15 protein-coding genes are annotated in these 16,480 nt (G+C 62.1%); 6 read left to right on the top strand and 9 right to left on the bottom strand.

All coding sequences use genetic code 11. The features are described 5' to 3' along the window. Positions 1–5: 5 nt before the first annotated feature. The 5 genes from AC1RT4_RS09715 to AC1RT4_RS09695 form a co-directional block, all read right to left on the bottom strand. Positions 6–1,034 (bottom strand): DUF5924 family protein, encoded by a 1,029-nt coding sequence (locus tag AC1RT4_RS09715; protein WP_493085241.1) that lies wholly within the window; start codon positions 1,032–1,034, stop codon positions 6–8. Positions 1,035–1,109: 75 nt separating this feature from the next. Beyond that, a complete protein-coding gene (locus AC1RT4_RS09710; protein WP_493085239.1) occupies positions 1,110–2,501 on the bottom strand; it encodes a M16 family metallopeptidase in 1,392 nt (463 codons plus the stop codon). A gap of 94 nt (positions 2,502–2,595) precedes the next feature. Continuing rightward, complete coding sequence (locus AC1RT4_RS09705) at positions 2,596–4,254, bottom strand: Na/Pi cotransporter family protein (RefSeq protein ID WP_007954067.1); 1,659 nt, start codon at positions 4,252–4,254, stop codon at positions 2,596–2,598. Positions 4,255–4,468: 214 nt separating this feature from the next. Continuing rightward, positions 4,469–5,236, bottom strand: a complete 768-nt coding sequence (locus AC1RT4_RS09700) for a TerC family protein (protein WP_007954068.1) — start codon at positions 5,234–5,236, stop codon at positions 4,469–4,471. A gap of 71 nt (positions 5,237–5,307) precedes the next feature. Beyond that, the gene (locus AC1RT4_RS09695; protein WP_438300262.1) at positions 5,308–6,615 is read right to left on the bottom strand and encodes a CitMHS family transporter; all 1,308 of its coding nucleotides are present in this window, start codon (positions 6,613–6,615) and stop codon (positions 5,308–5,310) included. Between the two features lie 324 nt (positions 6,616–6,939). Here AC1RT4_RS09695 and AC1RT4_RS09690 point away from each other — a divergent pair, with 324 nt between their 5' ends. Beyond that, positions 6,940–7,341 (top strand): GFA family protein, encoded by a 402-nt coding sequence (locus AC1RT4_RS09690; RefSeq protein WP_493085236.1) that lies wholly within the window; start codon positions 6,940–6,942, stop codon positions 7,339–7,341. Here AC1RT4_RS09690 and AC1RT4_RS09685 read toward each other — a convergent pair whose 3' ends face one another. Next, complete coding sequence (locus tag AC1RT4_RS09685; protein WP_127796489.1) at positions 7,342–7,668, bottom strand: DOPA 4,5-dioxygenase family protein; 327 nt, start codon at positions 7,666–7,668, stop codon at positions 7,342–7,344. It abuts the gene before it with no gap. Between the two features lie 84 nt (positions 7,669–7,752). Between AC1RT4_RS09685 and AC1RT4_RS09680 the strand changes: the two genes are divergently transcribed. Beyond that, entirely contained in the window at positions 7,753–8,412 is a 660-nt protein-coding gene (locus AC1RT4_RS09680) for an NAD(P)-dependent oxidoreductase (protein ID WP_493085233.1), read from the top strand. 4 nt (positions 8,413–8,416) lie between these two features. On the opposite strand, the gene AC1RT4_RS09675 is transcribed toward AC1RT4_RS09680, so the two are convergent. Then, a complete protein-coding gene (locus AC1RT4_RS09675; protein WP_129973334.1) occupies positions 8,417–9,367 on the bottom strand; it encodes a choline sulfate utilization transcriptional regulator in 951 nt (316 codons plus the stop codon). Between the two features lie 114 nt (positions 9,368–9,481). Between AC1RT4_RS09675 and betC the strand changes: the two genes are divergently transcribed. The 3 genes from betC (at position 9,482) to AC1RT4_RS09660 (ending at position 13,601) form a co-directional block, all read left to right on the top strand. Beyond that, positions 9,482–10,996 (top strand): choline-sulfatase, encoded by a 1,515-nt coding sequence (betC, locus tag AC1RT4_RS09670; protein ID WP_493085231.1) that lies wholly within the window; start codon positions 9,482–9,484, stop codon positions 10,994–10,996. 16 nt (positions 10,997–11,012) lie between these two features. After that, on the top strand, positions 11,013–11,930 hold the full coding sequence (choX, locus tag AC1RT4_RS09665) for a choline ABC transporter substrate-binding protein (RefSeq protein ID WP_493085229.1): 918 nt from the start codon (positions 11,013–11,015) through the stop codon (positions 11,928–11,930). 102 nt (positions 11,931–12,032) lie between these two features. Next, positions 12,033–13,601, top strand: coding sequence for a SulP family inorganic anion transporter (locus AC1RT4_RS09660; RefSeq protein ID WP_192562967.1), 1,569 nt, complete (start codon positions 12,033–12,035; stop codon positions 13,599–13,601). 7 nt (positions 13,602–13,608) lie between these two features. Here AC1RT4_RS09660 and aroE read toward each other — a convergent pair whose 3' ends face one another. Beyond that, the gene (aroE, locus tag AC1RT4_RS09655) at positions 13,609–14,430 is read right to left on the bottom strand and encodes a shikimate dehydrogenase (protein ID WP_493085227.1); all 822 of its coding nucleotides are present in this window, start codon (positions 14,428–14,430) and stop codon (positions 13,609–13,611) included. Positions 14,431–14,439: 9 nt separating this feature from the next. After that, positions 14,440–15,354, bottom strand: coding sequence for an oxygen-dependent coproporphyrinogen oxidase (gene hemF, locus AC1RT4_RS09650; protein WP_102687947.1), 915 nt, complete (start codon positions 15,352–15,354; stop codon positions 14,440–14,442). Positions 15,355–15,501: 147 nt separating this feature from the next. Between hemF and AC1RT4_RS09645 the strand changes: the two genes are divergently transcribed. Then, on the top strand, positions 15,502–16,479 hold the full coding sequence (locus tag AC1RT4_RS09645) for an NADPH:quinone reductase (RefSeq protein WP_493085225.1): 978 nt from the start codon (positions 15,502–15,504) through the stop codon (positions 16,477–16,479). Position 16,480: the final 1 nt, after the last annotated feature.

The raw sequence follows: 16,480 nt of genomic DNA, 5'->3' as shown, positions 1-16,480 counted from the left end.
CCCGGTTACTTTTCTTTGGTCGGTGTGCTGTCCGTGACCTCGAAGCGCAGCACGCCAATCACCTGACCGTCTTCGGTCAACACCCGCACCTGCCATTTGCCCGCCGGGTTGCCGGGGAAGTTCTGCTTGTGCGTCCAGGCCCGGTAGCCTTCCTTGCGCCCGCCGTGGATGTCGAGAGCGATGCGGTCGACCTCTTTGCCGTTGAACTGCCACACGTGATAGATCCGCTCATCAAGCCCGCGCGGTGCGTTGATCGCGGTGTAGGCATAGAGCCCGCCGCCACGGATCTGATCGGCGCTGACTTCCTTGAGGCTGGCGCCCGGAACCCGGTCCTGCACCTGGGTGCTGATCGCCACGTCGGTCATCCACAGCGTTGCCGGCGGCACCCACGAACGCAGGACCCAGCCCACGCCACCGATGCCGACCGTAATACACAGGATCGCCAAGGCATTGCGCACGGTGCGGATCGGGAAGATCGACGCCAGGCTCGGGAACGACAACACCACCGCAATCCCCAGCGCCCATTTGAAGCTTTGCGAGGTGGTCAGGTGCATGATCACCGGCAGCGCGGTGAGCAGGGCGGCGAACAGGGTCAGGGTGTGCAGCGCCAGGAACGCCCAGCGCCGTGGCGCCAGCCATTTGTAGTAGAGCGGGTCAACGATCGAGATCAGCGCCGCGATGCACAGCAGCCCGGTGAAAAACAGCTGGCCGCTGTTCCAGGTGGTGGTGATGAAGAAGAACGGCAGGACGAAAAACAGGCTTTCCTGGTGGATCATCTGCGTCGCGTAACGCAGCAGCGGCTGGGGGATTTCCCGTTTGAAGATCCGCGTGAACAGCTTGGTCAGGCTGTTTTCCAGCATCAGCCAGATCCAGCTCAGCAGCATGATCGTGGTGATCCAGCTCGCCAGCCCCTGTTGCCGGTCGACCAAAATGAAGCTGCCGACCCCGGAGATGAAACCGCCAAGCGCAATGACCCCGGGGTAGCGCTTCATCAGTTCGAGAATGCGCTGGATCAGGAGGGTCAATTTAGACATTTGGGCGGTTCACGACAGTCGAGGAAAAAACCCCGACAGAGTACCGCCCGCCGCGCCGTGTGGCGAGGCTGTCGGTCAGTCTGGATGTACGGATTTGCGCCGATGCAGGCGCCAGCCGAGCAGGATCAGCACCAGCACGCCCAATCCGCCCGCCAGCAGCCACAACACCTGATCGTCGCTGAGCAGCGGTTTCTCGATCCGCAGATAACCCGGTTGCAGCAGCAACTCGCGCATGGCCTTGTTCGCCGCCTCCAGCGTCACGCCTTGCAGCTCCCGCGCAGGATCGGCAAAGCGCCCGTCCTCATAGTCGCCCAGCGCGCTCCAGTAGTAGTCGGCCATGGCGCTGGTGCCTTGCACGGCCCAGGCCTGGTGGGCGATGGCGGCTTGTTTCAAGCGATTGAAGGTGTCGGCATCGAGGCCGTTTTTCAGCAGGTCGGCCTTGAGGTCTTCCAGCACTTGTTCGGCTTCAGCAATGTCACCGCGATCCAGATCGGCGTTGAGGCTCATGAAGCCGACGCCGCCGAACACTTCGCGCTCGGCCCACGGCCCGTAGGACAAACCATGGTTCAGGCGTAGTTGGCGGTACAGCGCCCACTCCAGGTATTCCTTGAGCAGGTCGAAGGTCTCGTCGTACTGATCGTCCAGCACCGGCTCCGGCACCAGCCAGTGCAGCTTGGCGCTGTTGCCGATGAAGCCGCGAGTGATCGTGCGTTCGTGAGCGGCGCTGGCGCGAATGTCCGGCAACGGACGGTGTTCGCTCGGATCGACCGCTTCCAGCGCGCCCCACGCCCGCTCCAGATAGGCCGGCAGCAATTTGTCGAGGTCGCCAACGACAATCAGGGTCATGTTGTTCGGCGCGTACCAGGCCTTGCGCACCTTCTCCAGCTGTTCGCGGGTCAGGCCATCGACTTCGGCCCGCTGCGGGCATTTCAGGCCCAGCTCTACTGCCAGTTGATTGCTCGCGGTGTGGCCCAGATCCTGCCGGTCGAGAAAGCGTTGCAGCCGGGTGTAATGGCCGCCGTCCTCGCGCTCGACCACTCGCTTGGCGGCGTTGATCGCGTTGTCGTCGAAGCGGGTCTGGGTCAGCAGGTCCAGCAGCAGGTCGAGGACCTTGCGCTGGTTTTTCGCCGGGGCTTCGATGACGAACGTGGTGTCGGCGTTGCTGGTAAAGGCGTTCCAGTCGCCACCGAGGGCCTGCATGCGCTCTTCGAGGCCACCTTCGCCGGTGGCGTCGATGCCGCTGAACAGCAAGTGTTCGAGCAGGTGCGGCAGCTCCTTTTCATTGCAGTCGAAATCATCGAGACCGACGCCGATCACCAGCCGGATCGCCACGTGCCCACGCTCGGAGCCGGGCTTGAGCAGCAATTGCAAACCGTTGGGCAGCGCATAGCCTTCAACCTGAAAACGATCCAGGGCGAAAGCGGGCAGGGAACCGAGCAACAGACAGGCGAACAACAGGCAACGCATAACGAGCTTCCATACGGCTGAATTGGAGATCCGTGTCGTCAGTCCGGCCGCGAGGCCGAACCTTGAGTTACTGACTGACCACAACCCCAGACGTTCAAGGCGAATGCGTGATGTCCGCCATATCGTCCGCCGCCAGCGCGCCGGTATCGGAAGTTTCCAGCACCACGTAGGCGCTGCTGCAGAACAGCGAGTTCAGGCGTTTCATGTCGGCAATCAACTCCAGGTGCAACGAACTGGTCTCGATACTCTGCACGATCTTACGTTGCAACCGGCTGACATGGGCGTGGGCCAGACGCCGTTCCTGTGCGCGAAAGCGACGTTTCTCGCGCAGCAACTGACGGGCGCTTTCCTTGTCGCCGCTGAGGAACACCGACAGCCCCAGCCGCAGATTCGCGATCAACTGCTGTTGCAGGCCGGCCAGCTCTTCCAGCCCGTCTTCGGAGAACGACCGGCGTTGCGAAGTCTTCTGCTGCTGCACTTTGCGCAGCATGCGTTCGATCAGGTCGCTGGCGAGTTTGAGGTTGATCGCCAGCTCGATGATCTCCGCCCAGCGCCGACTGTCCTGTTCGCCGAGATCTTCGCGGGGCATCTGCGCCAGGTACAGCTTGATCGCGCTGTACAGCGCTTCGACGTCATCGGTCAGCTTGCGCATTTCCTGGGTGACGGCGGTCTGCTTGCCGCGCAGCACGTCGAGGGTCGCGTCGAGCATGTTGTCGATCAGGTCGCCCATGCGCAGGGTTTCCCGGGCGGCGTTGGCCAGCGCCAGACTCGGGGTTACCAGCGCGGTGGCGTCGAGGTGACGCGGCTTGGCGGTGCCATTGACCTCCGGGCGCTCCGGCAGCAGCCAGGCGCACAGCCGCGCCATCGGCCCGACGCTCGGCAGCAGGATCAGGCAGCGCGCCGTGTTGTAGAGCAGGTGGAAGCCGATGACCATTTCCTGCGGGCTGAAATCCAGGCTGTCGATCCAGTGCACCAGCGGGTCGAGCACCGGAATGATCAGCAGCAGCCCGATCAGTTTGTACAGCAGGCTGCCCAGCGCTACTTGCCGGCCGGCGGCGTTCTGCATGCTGGTGCTCATGAACGCCAGCACGCCACTGCCGATGTTGGCGCCGATCACCAGACCGATCGCCACCGGCAAACTGATCACCGCAGCGCCGGCGAGCGTGGCGGTCAGCAGCACGGCCGCCAGGCTGGAGTAGGAAATCATCGCGAACAGCGCGCCGACCAGGGCGTCGAGCAGGATATCGCCGGTCAGCGACGCAAAAATCACCTTCACCCCTTGGGCATGGGTGATCGGTGCGGCGGCCTCGACGATCAGTTGCAGCGCCAGAATGATCAGCCCCAGCCCGATGGCCACACGGCCCATCTGCCCGAGCCGCGTCTGCTTGCGCGAGAGAAAGAAAATCACCCCGAGGAAAATCAGCAGCGGCGACAGCCACGACAGGTCGAACGTCAGCACCCGCGCCATCAGCGCCGTACCGACGTCGGCGCCAAGCATGGTCGCCAGGGCCGGGGTCAACGCCATCAGGCCCTGACCGACAAAAGACGTCACGAGCATGGCGGTTGCGTTGCTGCTCTGCACCATCGCGGTCACGAGGATGCCGGCGACAAAGGCCAGCCAGCGTTTGGACATGTTCTGGCCGATCACGTGGCGCAGATTGGTGCCGTACACCCGCAGGATGCCGGTTCGGACGATGTGCGTGCCCCAGATCAGCAGGGCCACGGCAGAAAGCAAATTGAGCAGGGTGAGCATGCAGACCCCCTGTAATAGCAGCGCCCCAGAGGGGCAAGTTGACGGTACCGCGCAATTTCTACGTTCTGATACTTAAGCTGTAGTTGGCTAACGGTCTGGGCGCCAGCATTGCACAGCTAAAGCGGGGATTGAAACAAAAGTGTCATGAAAACAGGTTCATGCGGCCATGAAAAAAGGGCCCGAAGGCCCTTTGATCTGTTGCGCAGTGTTCGGGTTACTGACCCGGAATATCCTTGCGCAGTTTCACCGGATCCTGCTGTTTGCGTTTTTTCGCGATGGCGGTGCGCATCTTGATGTTGATCGCTTCGACTGCCAGCGAGAACGCCATGGCGAAGTAGACGTAGCCTTTCGGTACGTGCACGTCGAACGACTCGGCAATCAGCACGGTGCCGACCACCAGCAGGAACGACAACGCGAGCATTTTCAGCGACGGGTGCTTGTCGATGAATTCGCTGATCTTGCCCGAAGCCAGCATCATCACCAGTACCGCAACGATGATCGCCGCGACCATGACCGGCACGTGGGACACCATGCCGACAGCAGTGATCACCGAGTCCAGCGAGAACACGATGTCGATGATCGCGATCTGGATAATGGTGTAGAGGAAATTGCCGCCCTTGCCACCGGGTGTTTCGTCGCTTTCGTCTTCACCTTCCAGTGCGTGGTACATCTCCTGGGAGCTTTTCCACAGCAGGAACAGGCCACCGAAGAACAGGATCAGGTCGCGACCGGAAATGCCCTGGCCGAACACTTCGAACAGGTCGGCGGTGAGGCGCATGACCCAGGTGATCGACAGCAGCAACAGGATCCGCGTGATCATGGCCAGGCCAAGACCGAAGATCCGGGTGCGCTGCTGCATGTGTTTGGGCATGCGGCTGACCAGGATCGAAATCATGATGATGTTATCGATGCCCAGAACGATTTCCAGGGCGGTCAGGGTGAAGAAGGCAACCCAGATCTCAGGGTTGGTCAGCCATTCCATGTGTATTCCTTTGAGCGAGTGTTAAACCAGGACGCCAGCAATCAGCTGGCGTCCTGGTGAGTTTGGTGCCGTTACAACGTGCTGAACAGCGGGAAAGTCCCCAACAGCAAGGCTGCGGCCAGTATGCACAGGCAGACCAGCACTGCCCACTTCAGGGTGAAACGCTGGTGATCGCCGAACTCGATCCCCGCCAGTGCCACCAGCAGGTACGTCGACGGCACCAGTGGGCTCAGCAGGTGAACCGGCTGGCCGACGATCGAGGCACGGGCCATTTCCACCGCGGTGATGCCGTAATGGCTGGCCGCTTCGGACAACACCGGCAACACACCGTAGTAGAACGCGTCGTTCGACATGAAGAACGTGAACGGCATGCTCACCAGCGCCGTGATCACCGCCAGGTACGGGCCGAGGAAATCAGGGATCACTGCCAGCAGGCTTTTCGACATGGCATCGACCATGCCGGTACCCGACAGGATACCGGTGAAAATGCCCGCCGCGAAGATCAGACTGACCACCGACAGCACGCTGCCGGCGTGGGCGGCGACGCGATCCTTCTGCATTTGCAGGCAAGGGTAGTTGACGATCATGGCAATACTGAACGCCACCATGAACAGCACCGGCAGCGGCAGCAGGCCGGCGATCAGGGTGCACATCAGGGCCAGAGTCAGCAGGCCGTTGAACCAGATCAGTTTCGGACGGCGTGCATCCGGGAATTGCGAGACGCTGATTTCGCTGTGATCGATTTCGTCGCCGATCAGGTGCAGCTCACCCAGACGCGCACGCTCACGTTTGCCGTAGAAGTAGGCAATGATCAGGATCGCCACCACACCGGCCGCCATCGCCGGGATCATCGGTACGAAGATGTCCGACGGGTCCACGTGCAGCGCACTGGCCGCACGGGCGGTCGGGCCACCCCATGGAGTCATGTTCATCACGCCGCCGGCGAGGATGATCAGACCGGCCATGATTCGCGGGCTCATGCCGATGCGGCTGTACAGCGGCAGCATGGCGGCCACGCAGATCATGTAAGTGGTCGCGCCGTCACCATCGAGGGAAACGACGAGCGCCAGTACGGCGGTGCCGACCGAAACTTTCAGCGGGTCACCCTTGACCAGTTTGAGGATCTTGCGCACGGCCGGGTCGAACAGGCCGGAGTCGATCATCAGGGCGAAATACAGAATCGCGAACATCAGCATCACGCCGGTCGGCGCAAGCTTGGTAATACCTTCGAGCATCATCGGGCCGATCTTCGGGGCGAAACCACCGAACAGGGCGAACAGGATCGGGATGATGATCAGAGCGATCAGCGCAGACAGGCGCTTGGTCATGATCAGGAACATGAACGTGATGACCATGGCGAAGCCAAGGAAAGTCAGCATGGGAATACTCCAGGCGTAGCGCGGCTAGGTAAGTGAGCGGATCGGGCGGGATCAGCGCAGAACGGGAAGCACGAGACGTACGGGCGGAGTCGGAGCGAGGAGGCGGGTTGCAGAGGACATCAGAATCACCATTGTTGTTGTTAATTGGGCCTGTCGTGCGAGCAATCACACGCGTTGGCCAACCGGTCTGTTGCCGGCAGTGGGGGCGATCCTAATCGGGGAACCTTTCAGCTACCTTTCGCGCAAGAAAGCTTTGGGCGAACGGCCAACCGGCCGTCGGATGCGGGCTAGAGTCAATGAACACGGGAAGCGGAGGGCAGGGTGATGACTGAGTTGCACGACGGTGGCTGTCACTGCGGACATATCCGCTATCAGTTCAGCGGAGCGTTGCACGACATCGCCCACTGTCATTGTTCGATCTGTCGAAAGGTCAGCGGCGGCATCGTCACCACCTGGATCACCGTGCCAGCGGCGAACTTCAAGTGGCTGGCGGGGAAACCTTCGCGCTATGACTCGTCGACCAGTTGCGCACGATTCTTCTGCCCGAACTGCGGCGCACAACTGGCGCTGGTGACGTTGCTCAGCCCCGAGAGCATCGATCTGACGGTCGCCACCCTGGATCATCCGGAGCAGGCCGCCGCCGAGCGGCATATCTGGACCGACAGCCAGTTGCCGTGGCTGCACCTGGACGAGCATCTGCCGGGCGAGCCCGAAGAAACCATCTGATTAAAAAATAGACAGATCCAGCGGCCGCATCGCGCCCATCCAGATCGCGTGCTCGGTGTGATCGAGCAAGTCATCGCCGGTGTCCGGGTGCAGGAACACCACCAACCCTTTGCGATTGAGCGCCAGCCACGGCAACACGTCGCCGATCAACTCCGGGCCGAAGGCCAGCTGGCAGCTCCAGTCCGGGTGCGGGCCGACCGGACGTTCATGCACGCGGCCCATCTTCAATGGGAACAATTGCGCGGCCTGCTCACACAGCGCCCGCGCCTGTTCGATCGTGCTGGCGTCGTAATAAACGTGGGCGTGATAACCCTTGATCGTCTGCATCGCAAACCCTCTGAATCGGTTCGAACCCTCGGCGTTGCCCGTATGTCACACGCCATACAAGGGAAAACAAAAGGGACCTCAGCCATGAAAAATGCCGAAACCCCGGCGGTGAAAGTGGTGCTCTATGGTGCCATGAGTAGCCTGGGCAGTGCGTTGATGGCTGAACTGCTGCGCCGCCAGCACGAAGTCATCGCCATCCTCGACGATCTGACGGCGCTCGCGCCACGGCCGGGGCTGCGCACCAAAAGCGGCGATCTGCTCGATGCCGAGCGGGTCAATCAGAGCGTGGCCGGCAGCACGGCGGTGATCTGCCTGCTGAATGCGCCCGGCTTGCCGCTGAGCAGTGATCATGTCGAGAAGTCCGTGGTGCTGGGGCCGGTGGAACAGGTGCTGGCGGTGGATGCGTTGATCGATGGATTGCAGGCGGCGAGCGTCTCGCGGCTGTTTGTCATCGGCGAATTCGAAGCACTGGACGATCCGGAAAACGCCGACCCGCTGCAACGCCACGCCGCTGAAGAAGTGCGCGAAGCCCTGCAAAGCAGCCCGCTGCACTGGACGCTGGTGAATGCACCGCGCAGCGTCGCCGGGCTGACGATCGAGCATTTCAGTCAGGTCGGCCGCACGCTGGAACCGGGTCTCGCCGAACCGCTGGAACGCCTGAACCGGGTGGCGGTGGGGATTGCCGATGAGCTGCGGCTGAATCTGCATCTGCGCCAGCATGTGGATTTCGTCGCCGCCTCTTGATCCGTTACACAGCAATCGAAGGCAACGGCAGTCCGGCCAGGGACTCGGCGCTACTGGCCTGTTCGGCCATCAGCCAATCCACGAAGGTCTGAATCAACGCGCCCCGGCGTTTGCGTTGCGGCAGCACCACGTAATAACCGAGGCGCGACAGGGTGGTTTCGGCGATCGGCCGGCACAGCAGACCCTGGGTGAGCAAGTTATCCACAAGGTGCCGCCAGCCAATGGCCACGCCCTGACCGCCAATCGCCGCTTGAATCAGCAAGGTGTAATTGTCGAAACGCAGCTGGCCCGGGGCGGGTGGCGTACTGATGTTCAACGCGCGGAACAGACCGCTCCAATCGAACCAGTTGCTGCTGTTTTCCCCCCGCAGGTGCAGCAGCGGAAATTCCATAAGTGCTTGGGCCGGCAAGGGCAGGGGACGATCCTTGAGCAGTTGCGGACTGCACACCGGAAACACTTCTTCGCTGAACAACCAGTGACTTTCGCCCTGCTTGAAGCGACCGTCGCCGAACAGAACGGCAACGTCGATATCCGGGCGCAGCATGTTGTGATTGCGCTCGCTGGTGACCAGGCTCACGTCCACCTGTGGATAAGCTTCATGGAAGCGATGCAGGCGCGGCATCAGCCAATACGCGGCGAAGGCAAAATCGGTGGCGACCTGCAGCACTTCATGTTGCTGCTGCGTACTGATCGCGCTCAATCCTGCGTCGATATTCTGCAAACCGAGGGTAACTTGTTCGAAAAGGATCGAGCCGACCTCAGTCAGCTCGATGCCTCGATAGATCCGGTCAAACAGCCGTGTGCCGAGTTGCTCTTCCAGCCGTTTGATCTGCTGGCTGATGGCCGGTTGCGTCGTGCCAAGCTCCACCGCCGCAGCGGTAAAGCTGCGATGACGCGCCGCCGCCTCAAAGGCGCGCAACAGGTCCAGCGACAGATCACCGAGGGCTTCATACATAAGCTGTGCTTATCCTAGTCATTGTCCGGCACGGGCTTTACCGGATATTGCGTGGAATCCATGCTCGATCGCAGCAATGTCGCATAAATATTCACTATGGAATGCCGCGATCACATGAAGCGCAAGAACATTCTTTTCATCATGGCCGATCAAATGGCCGCGCCAATGTTGCCGTTCTACGGCCCGTCGCCGATCAAACTGCCGAATCTCAGCCGCCTCGCCGAACAAGGCGTGGTGTTCGATGCCGCCTACTGCAACAGCCCGCTGTGCGCACCGTCGCGTTTCACCCTGGTCAGCGGCCAGCTGCCGAGCAAGATCGGCGCCTACGACAACGCCGCCGATTTCCCCGCCGACATTCCGACCTACGCCCATTACCTGCGCCGCCTCGGTTACCGCACCGCGCTGTCGGGCAAGATGCATTTCTGCGGCCCCGATCAACTGCACGGTTACGAAGAGCGCCTGACCAGCGACATCTATCCGGCCGACTACGGCTGGGCGGTGAATTGGGATGAGCCCGATGTGCGGCCGAGCTGGTATCACAACATGTCTTCGGTGTTGCAGGCCGGGCCGTGCGTGCGCACCAACCAGCTCGACTTCGACGAAGAGGTGGTGTTCAAGGCGCAGCAATACCTGTTCGACCATATTCGCGAGGACGGCGACCAGCCGTTCTGCCTGACCGTGTCGATGACTCACCCTCACGATCCGTACACGATTCCCAAGGCGTTCTGGGATTTGTACGACGATGCGGATATCCCGCTTCCGACGACGCCGGATCAGCATTCACTCGACCCGCACTCCCAGCGTTTGCTCAAGGTTTATGACCTGTGGGACAAGCCGCTGCCTGTGGATAAGATTCGCGATGCGCGCCGCGCGTATTTCGGCGCATGCAGCTATATCGATGCCAACGTCGGCAAATTGCTGCAAACCCTCGAAGATTGTGGGCTGTTGGATGACACCGTCATCGTGTTTTCCGGTGACCATGGCGACATGCTGGGCGAGAAGGGCCTTTGGTACAAAATGCACTGGTACGAAATGGCCGCGCGGGTGCCCCTGTTGATAAGTGCTCCCGGTCAGTTCAAATCGGGCCGTGTCAGCTCTGCCGTCTCCACCGCCGACCTGTTGCCGACCTTTGTCGAACTGGCCGGGGGCAACCTGGAACCGAATCTGCCGCTGGACGGCCGTTCGCTGGTGCCGCATCTGCGAGGGCAGGGCGGTCACGACGAGATGTTCGGCGAATACATGGCCGAAGGCACTGTCAGCCCGCTGATGATGATCCGTCGTGGCGCCTTCAAATTTATCTACAGCGAAACCGACCCTTGCCTACTCTTCGATGTGGATAACGATCCACGCGAGCAGGAAGAACTCAGCCAATCACCGCAACATCGCCAGCTGTTCGACGATTTTCTCGCCGAAGCACGTGCCAAGTGGGACATCCCGGCGATTCACCGCGATGTTCTCGAAAGCCAGCGTCGGCGGCGTTTCGTCGCCGAGGCGCTGACGATCGGCAAGCTGAAGAGCTGGGATCACCAGCCGCTGGTGGACGCCAGTCAGCAGTACATGCGCAACCACATCGACCTCGATGACCTGGAGCGCAAGGCCCGTTATCCACAACCCTGCCAAAACCAATAACGTTAAGGGGAAGTCCATGGTCAAGTTATCCACAGTCGTGACGGTCAGTCTGCTGGCACTGGGCAGCGCATCCGCGTTCGCCGAGAGCTGCGACACGGTGAAAATGGCCGATCCCGGCTGGAGCGACATCGCCGCGACCAACGCCATCACCGGGTTTCTGCTGGATGGCATGGGCTACAAGGCCAAGGTCGACACCCTCGCGGTGCCGATCACCTTCGGAGGCTTGAAGGATGGCCAGGTCGACGTGTTCCTCGGCAACTGGATGCCGGCGCAGCAGGGCTTCTACGACAAGTTCGTGGCCACCGGTGACGTCACGCAACTGGCGAAGAACCTCGACGGTACCGAGTTCACCCTGGCCGTGCCGGATTACGTGTGGGATGCGGGTGTGCATAACTTTGCCGACCTGAATAACTACGCCGATAAATTCGAGAAGAAGATCTACGGCATCGGCTCCGGCGCGCCGGCGAATATCTCGCTGCAGGAGATCATCAAGAAAAACGACTTCGACCTGGGCCAGTGGAAGCTGATCGAGTCCAGCGAACAGGCGATGCTGGCCGAAGTCTCGCGGGCGGTGAAGAAACAGAAGTTCGTCACCTTCCTCGGCTGGACCCCGCACCCGATGAACGTGCAGCTGAAAATGCATTACCTCAAGGGTGGCGAGAAATACTTTGGCGACACCGGCAGCGTCTACACCCTGACTCGCAAGGGCTACGCCGAGGCCTGTCCGAATGTGGGTAAATTGCTGACCAATCTTTCGTTCACTCAGGAGATGGAGAACAGCATCATGGCCGAGGTGGTGAACAAGAAGGTCAGCAATGCGGAGGCGGTGAAGGCCTGGATCAAGGCGAATCCGGCGGTGCTGGACAAGTGGCTTGATGGTGTGAAGACCGTGGATGGCAAAGATGCGTTGCCGGCGGTTAAAGCCAAACTGTAGCTGCGCGGACCGATCATTCCCACGCTCTGCGTGGGAATGCCGCAATGGACGCTCCGCGTTCCGGGCTGCGTACAATGCGCAAAATTTCACCCGAGAGGATCCATGGCCCTCCCCAGCCGTCGCTCACTTTTCCCCTTCCTGACCTGGCTGCCCCGGCAGACCCGCGCCAGCGTCGGGCGGGACCTGGTCGTCGGCCTCAGCGGGGCGATTCTCGCGTTGCCCCAGTCGATTGCCTACGCGCTGATCGCCGGGCTCCCACCGGAATACGGGCTCTACGCCGCCATCGTTCCGGTATTGATCGCCTGCCTGTGGGGCTCGTCGTGGCATCTGATCTGCGGCCCGACGGCGGCGATTTCGATTGTGCTGTTCGCCAGTGTCAGTCCGCTGGCCGTGCCTGCGTCGCAGGACTACATCACCCTTATCCTGCTGCTGACCTTCCTCGCGGGGATTTTCCAGTGGCTGCTCGGCCTGTTGCGCTTCGGTGCACTGGTGAATTTCGTCTCGCATTCCGTGGTGCTGGGTTTCACCCTCGGCGCGGCGGTGGTGATTGCCATCGGTCAATTGCCGAACCTGCTGGGACTGGATCTGCCGGCCAAGGCCACGGCGCTGGCCAGCCTGATGGACCTGCTGCGCCATCTCGGGGCTGTGGATAAACCGTCGCTGGTCCTTGGTGTGGCGACGGTGGTGGTTGGCGCGTTGCTCAAACAGTGGCTGCCGCGCTGGCCGACGCTGTTGATGACCTTGGTGCTCGGCAGTCTGGTGGTTTGGCTGTGGCCGGCGATGTTCGGCCACGTTCAACTGGTCAGCGCATTTGTCGGGCGCTTGCCGCCGTTCAGTGGATTGCCGCTGGATATGGACCTGATCCTGCGCCTGCTGCCCAGTGCCGTGGCGGTGGGCATGCTCGGGCTGGTCACCAGCCTGTCGATTGCCCGTTCGATTTCCGCACGCTCGCAACAGCTGCTCGACGCCAACCAGGAAGTCCGCGCGCAGGGTCTTTCGAACATTGTCGGGGCGTTCTTTTCGGGATCGCTGTCCGCCGGCTCGTTCACCCGATCCGGTTTGAGCTATGAGGCCGGGGCCTGCTCGCCGCTGGCCGGGGTGTTTTCGGCGTTGTGGGTGGCGTTGTTCGCGATTTTCGGTGCCGGGCTGATCGCGCACATTCCGATCCCGGCCATGGCCGGCAGCATTCTGTTGATCGCCTGGGGACTGGTGGATCACCGCGGCATTCGCGCGCTGCTGCGTGTCAGCCGGGCGGAATTCGTGGTGATGAGCCTGACTTGCGTCGCCACGTTGCTGCTGGAGTTGCAGACGGCGATCTATGCCGGCGTGCTGGCCTCGCTGTTTTTCTACCTCAAGCGCACTTCGCAGCCGAGGGTGCAGCACTGGCGCGATGGCGAGGACGATGTGTTGCGGGTCGGCGGGTCGATCTTTTTCGGCGCCAGCCACTACCTGCAAGTGCGCCTGCAGCGGATGCACGGCGCGCGGGTGGTGATCGAAGCGCAGCAGATCAACTTCATCGACTATTCAGGCGTGGAAATGCTCCATCAGGAAGCCCGGCGCCTGCTGCGCCAGGATCGCAGCCTGACCTTGCGTCAGGCGCGTCCGCAGGTGGTGGAGGAGTTGCGCAAACTCGAAGGGCCGGAGAAATGCCCGATCCGCTTCGAGGACTGAGGGCGCCTTACAGCGCCAACTGCCGACGCAATTCCGCCAGAACCGGCGCAGTGTCGGGACGCACACCGCGCCACAGGAAAAAGGCTTCGGCCGCCTGCTCGGCCAGCATGCCCAAGCCGTCCATCACCACGCCCGCGCCATGCTCGGTGGCCCAGCGGCAGAATGCGGTCGGTTCCTTGCCGTACATCATGTCGTAGCACAGGGTCTTGCCCGGCTCGATCAGGCTTGGGGCAATCGGCGGCACGTCGCCGGTAAGGCTGGCGGAGGTGGCGTTGATGATCACGTCCACCGGCTCGCGCAACCAGTCGTAACCACTGGCCGACACCGGCCCCAGGTCGCAGAACAGTTCGGCCAGCAGCTCGGCCTTGTCCACCGTGCGGTTGGCGATGATCACCGAGGCCGGCTTCTCCGCCAGCAACGGCTCCAGCGCACCGCGCACCGCGCCACCGGCGCCGAGCAGCAGAATGCGTTTGCCGGTGAGGCTGAACCCGGCGTTGACCGTCAAATCCCGCACCAGACCGGCGCCGTCGGTGTTATCGCCGAGCAGGCTGCCATCGGCCAGTTTGCTCAGGGTGTTCACCGCACCCGCGCGTTCGGCGCGGGCGGTCAGGCTGTTGGCCAGGCGATAAGCATCTTCCTTGAACGGCACGGTCACGTTGGCGCCGCGACCTTCCTGGAAAAACGCCGTGGCGCAGCCGGAAAAGTCCTCGAGCGGCGCCAGCAGGGTGCTGTAGTCGAGGCTTTGCCCGGTCTGTTCGGCGAACAGTTTGTGAATCATCGGCGACTTGCTGTGGCCGATCGGGTTACCGAAAACGACGTAACGATCCATCAAAAGTCCTCAGGCCTGGGCCAGCCAGTCGCGATCTTGCAGGAAGTACTCGGTCAGGCGCGCTTCTTCGCTGCCCGGCTCGGCTTTCCAGTCGTAGGCCCAGCGCACTTGCGGCGGCAGCGACATCAGGATCGACTCGGTACGCCCGCCCGATTGCAGGCCGAACAGGGTGCCACGGTCGTAAACCAGGTTGAACTCGACATAGCGGCCGCGACGGAATTCCTGGAACTCACGCTGCTTGGCGGTGAAGGCGTCGTTCTTGCGGCGCTGCACGATCGGCAGGTAAGCGTCGATGTACGCATCGCCGATGGCGCGCATGAAAGCGAAACTGGTGTCGAAGTCCCACTCGTTCAGATCATCGAAGAACAGGCCGCCGATGCCGCGCGGCTCGTGGCGATGCTTGATGTGGAAATAGGTGTCGCACCAGGCCTTGTAGCGCGGGTAGACGTCCGGGCCGAACGGCGCGCAGGCCTGTTCGGCGACGCGGTGCCAGTGGATGCAGTCTTCTTCGTTGCCGTAGTACGGGGTCAGGTCGAAGCCACCGCCGAACCACCAGACCGGCTCTTCACCTTCCTTCTCGGCGATGAAAAAGCGCACGTTGGCGTGGGACGTCGGCACATGCGGGTTGTGCGGGTGGATCACCAGCGACACGCCAAGGGCTTCGAAACCACGCCCGGCCAGCTCCGGCCGATGGGCACTGGCAGACGGTGGCAGGCCACTGCCGAAGACGTGGGAAAAGTTGACGCCGCCCTTTTCGATCACCGTGCCGTTCTCGATCACCCGGGTCCGACCGCCACCGCCGGCCGGACGGGTCCAGGCGTCTTCGACGAAGCGCGTGCCGCCGTCTTCAATTTCCAGCGCGGCGCAGATGCGGTCTTGCAGGTCGAGCAGATAGGCCTTTACGGCGTCGGTGCGGGTCGTCATGGCTTCACCTTGGATCGGGCGGAACTGCGCGGCGCCCCGCGCAAATGGGCGCGTAGCATACCATCGCAAACCGGCACGCCGCAGTTGACGAAGATCAAGCATGAGCGTTCGATAGGGACCTTCCCAAATGACCCAAGGAGTAGGCAGATGGCCAAGCGAATCCAGTTCCGCGCCCACGGCGGCCCCGAAGTGCTCGAGTACGTTGACTATCAACCCGCCGAACCCGGTCCGCAGCAGGTTCGCGTGAGCAACAAGGCCATCGGCCTGAACTTCATCGACACCTACTACCGCAGCGGTCTTTACTCGCCACCGGCCTTGCCGTCGGGCGTGGGTGCGGAAGGCGCCGGTATCGTCGAGGCCGTGGGCAGCGAGGTCACCCGGTTCAAGGTCGGTGATCGTGTGGCGTACGGCAGCGGCCCGTTGGGCGCGTACAGCGACGTCCACGTCTTGCCGGAAGCGAATCTGGTGCACCTGCCGGACGCCATCAGCTTCGAAACCGCCGCCGGCGTGATGCTCAAGGGCCTGACCGTGCAGTACCTGCTGCGCCAGACCTATGAACTCAAGGGTGGCGAAACCATTCTGTTCCACGCAGCGGCCGGCGGCGTCGGTTTGCTCGCCTGCCAATGGGCCAAGGCCCTGGGCGTGAATCTGATCGGCACCGTCAGCTCGAAAGCCAAGGCCGATCTGGCCAAAGCCCATGGCGCCTGGGAAACCATCGATTACAGCCACGAAAACGTCGCCCAACGGGTGTTGGAATTGACCGACGGGAAAAAAGTCCCGGTGGTCTACGACGGCGTCGGCAAGGACACCTGGCCGGCTTCGCTGGACAGCGTGGCGCCCCGTGGCCTGCTGGTGAGCTTCGGCAATGCGTCGGGCGCGGTGGACGGCGTGAACCTGGGGATTCTGGCGGCAAAAGGTTCGTTGTACGTCACACGGCCGACCCTGGCGACCTACGCCAACAACGCCGAAAACCTGCAGCGCATGGCCGACGAGCTGTTCGGGATGATCACCAGCGGCAAGCTGAAGGTGGATATCAGCCAGCGCTATCCACTGGCTGACGCGGCGAAAGCGCAAACCGAGCTGTCGGCGCGACGCACCACGGGCTCCACTGTCCTGCTGCCCTGAC

This window comes from Pseudomonas sp. GW821-FHT11D10 (assembly GCF_058808435.1).
The sequence above is the reverse complement of the archived record's forward strand: the minus strand, read 5'-3'. Positions and strand labels throughout refer to the sequence as shown.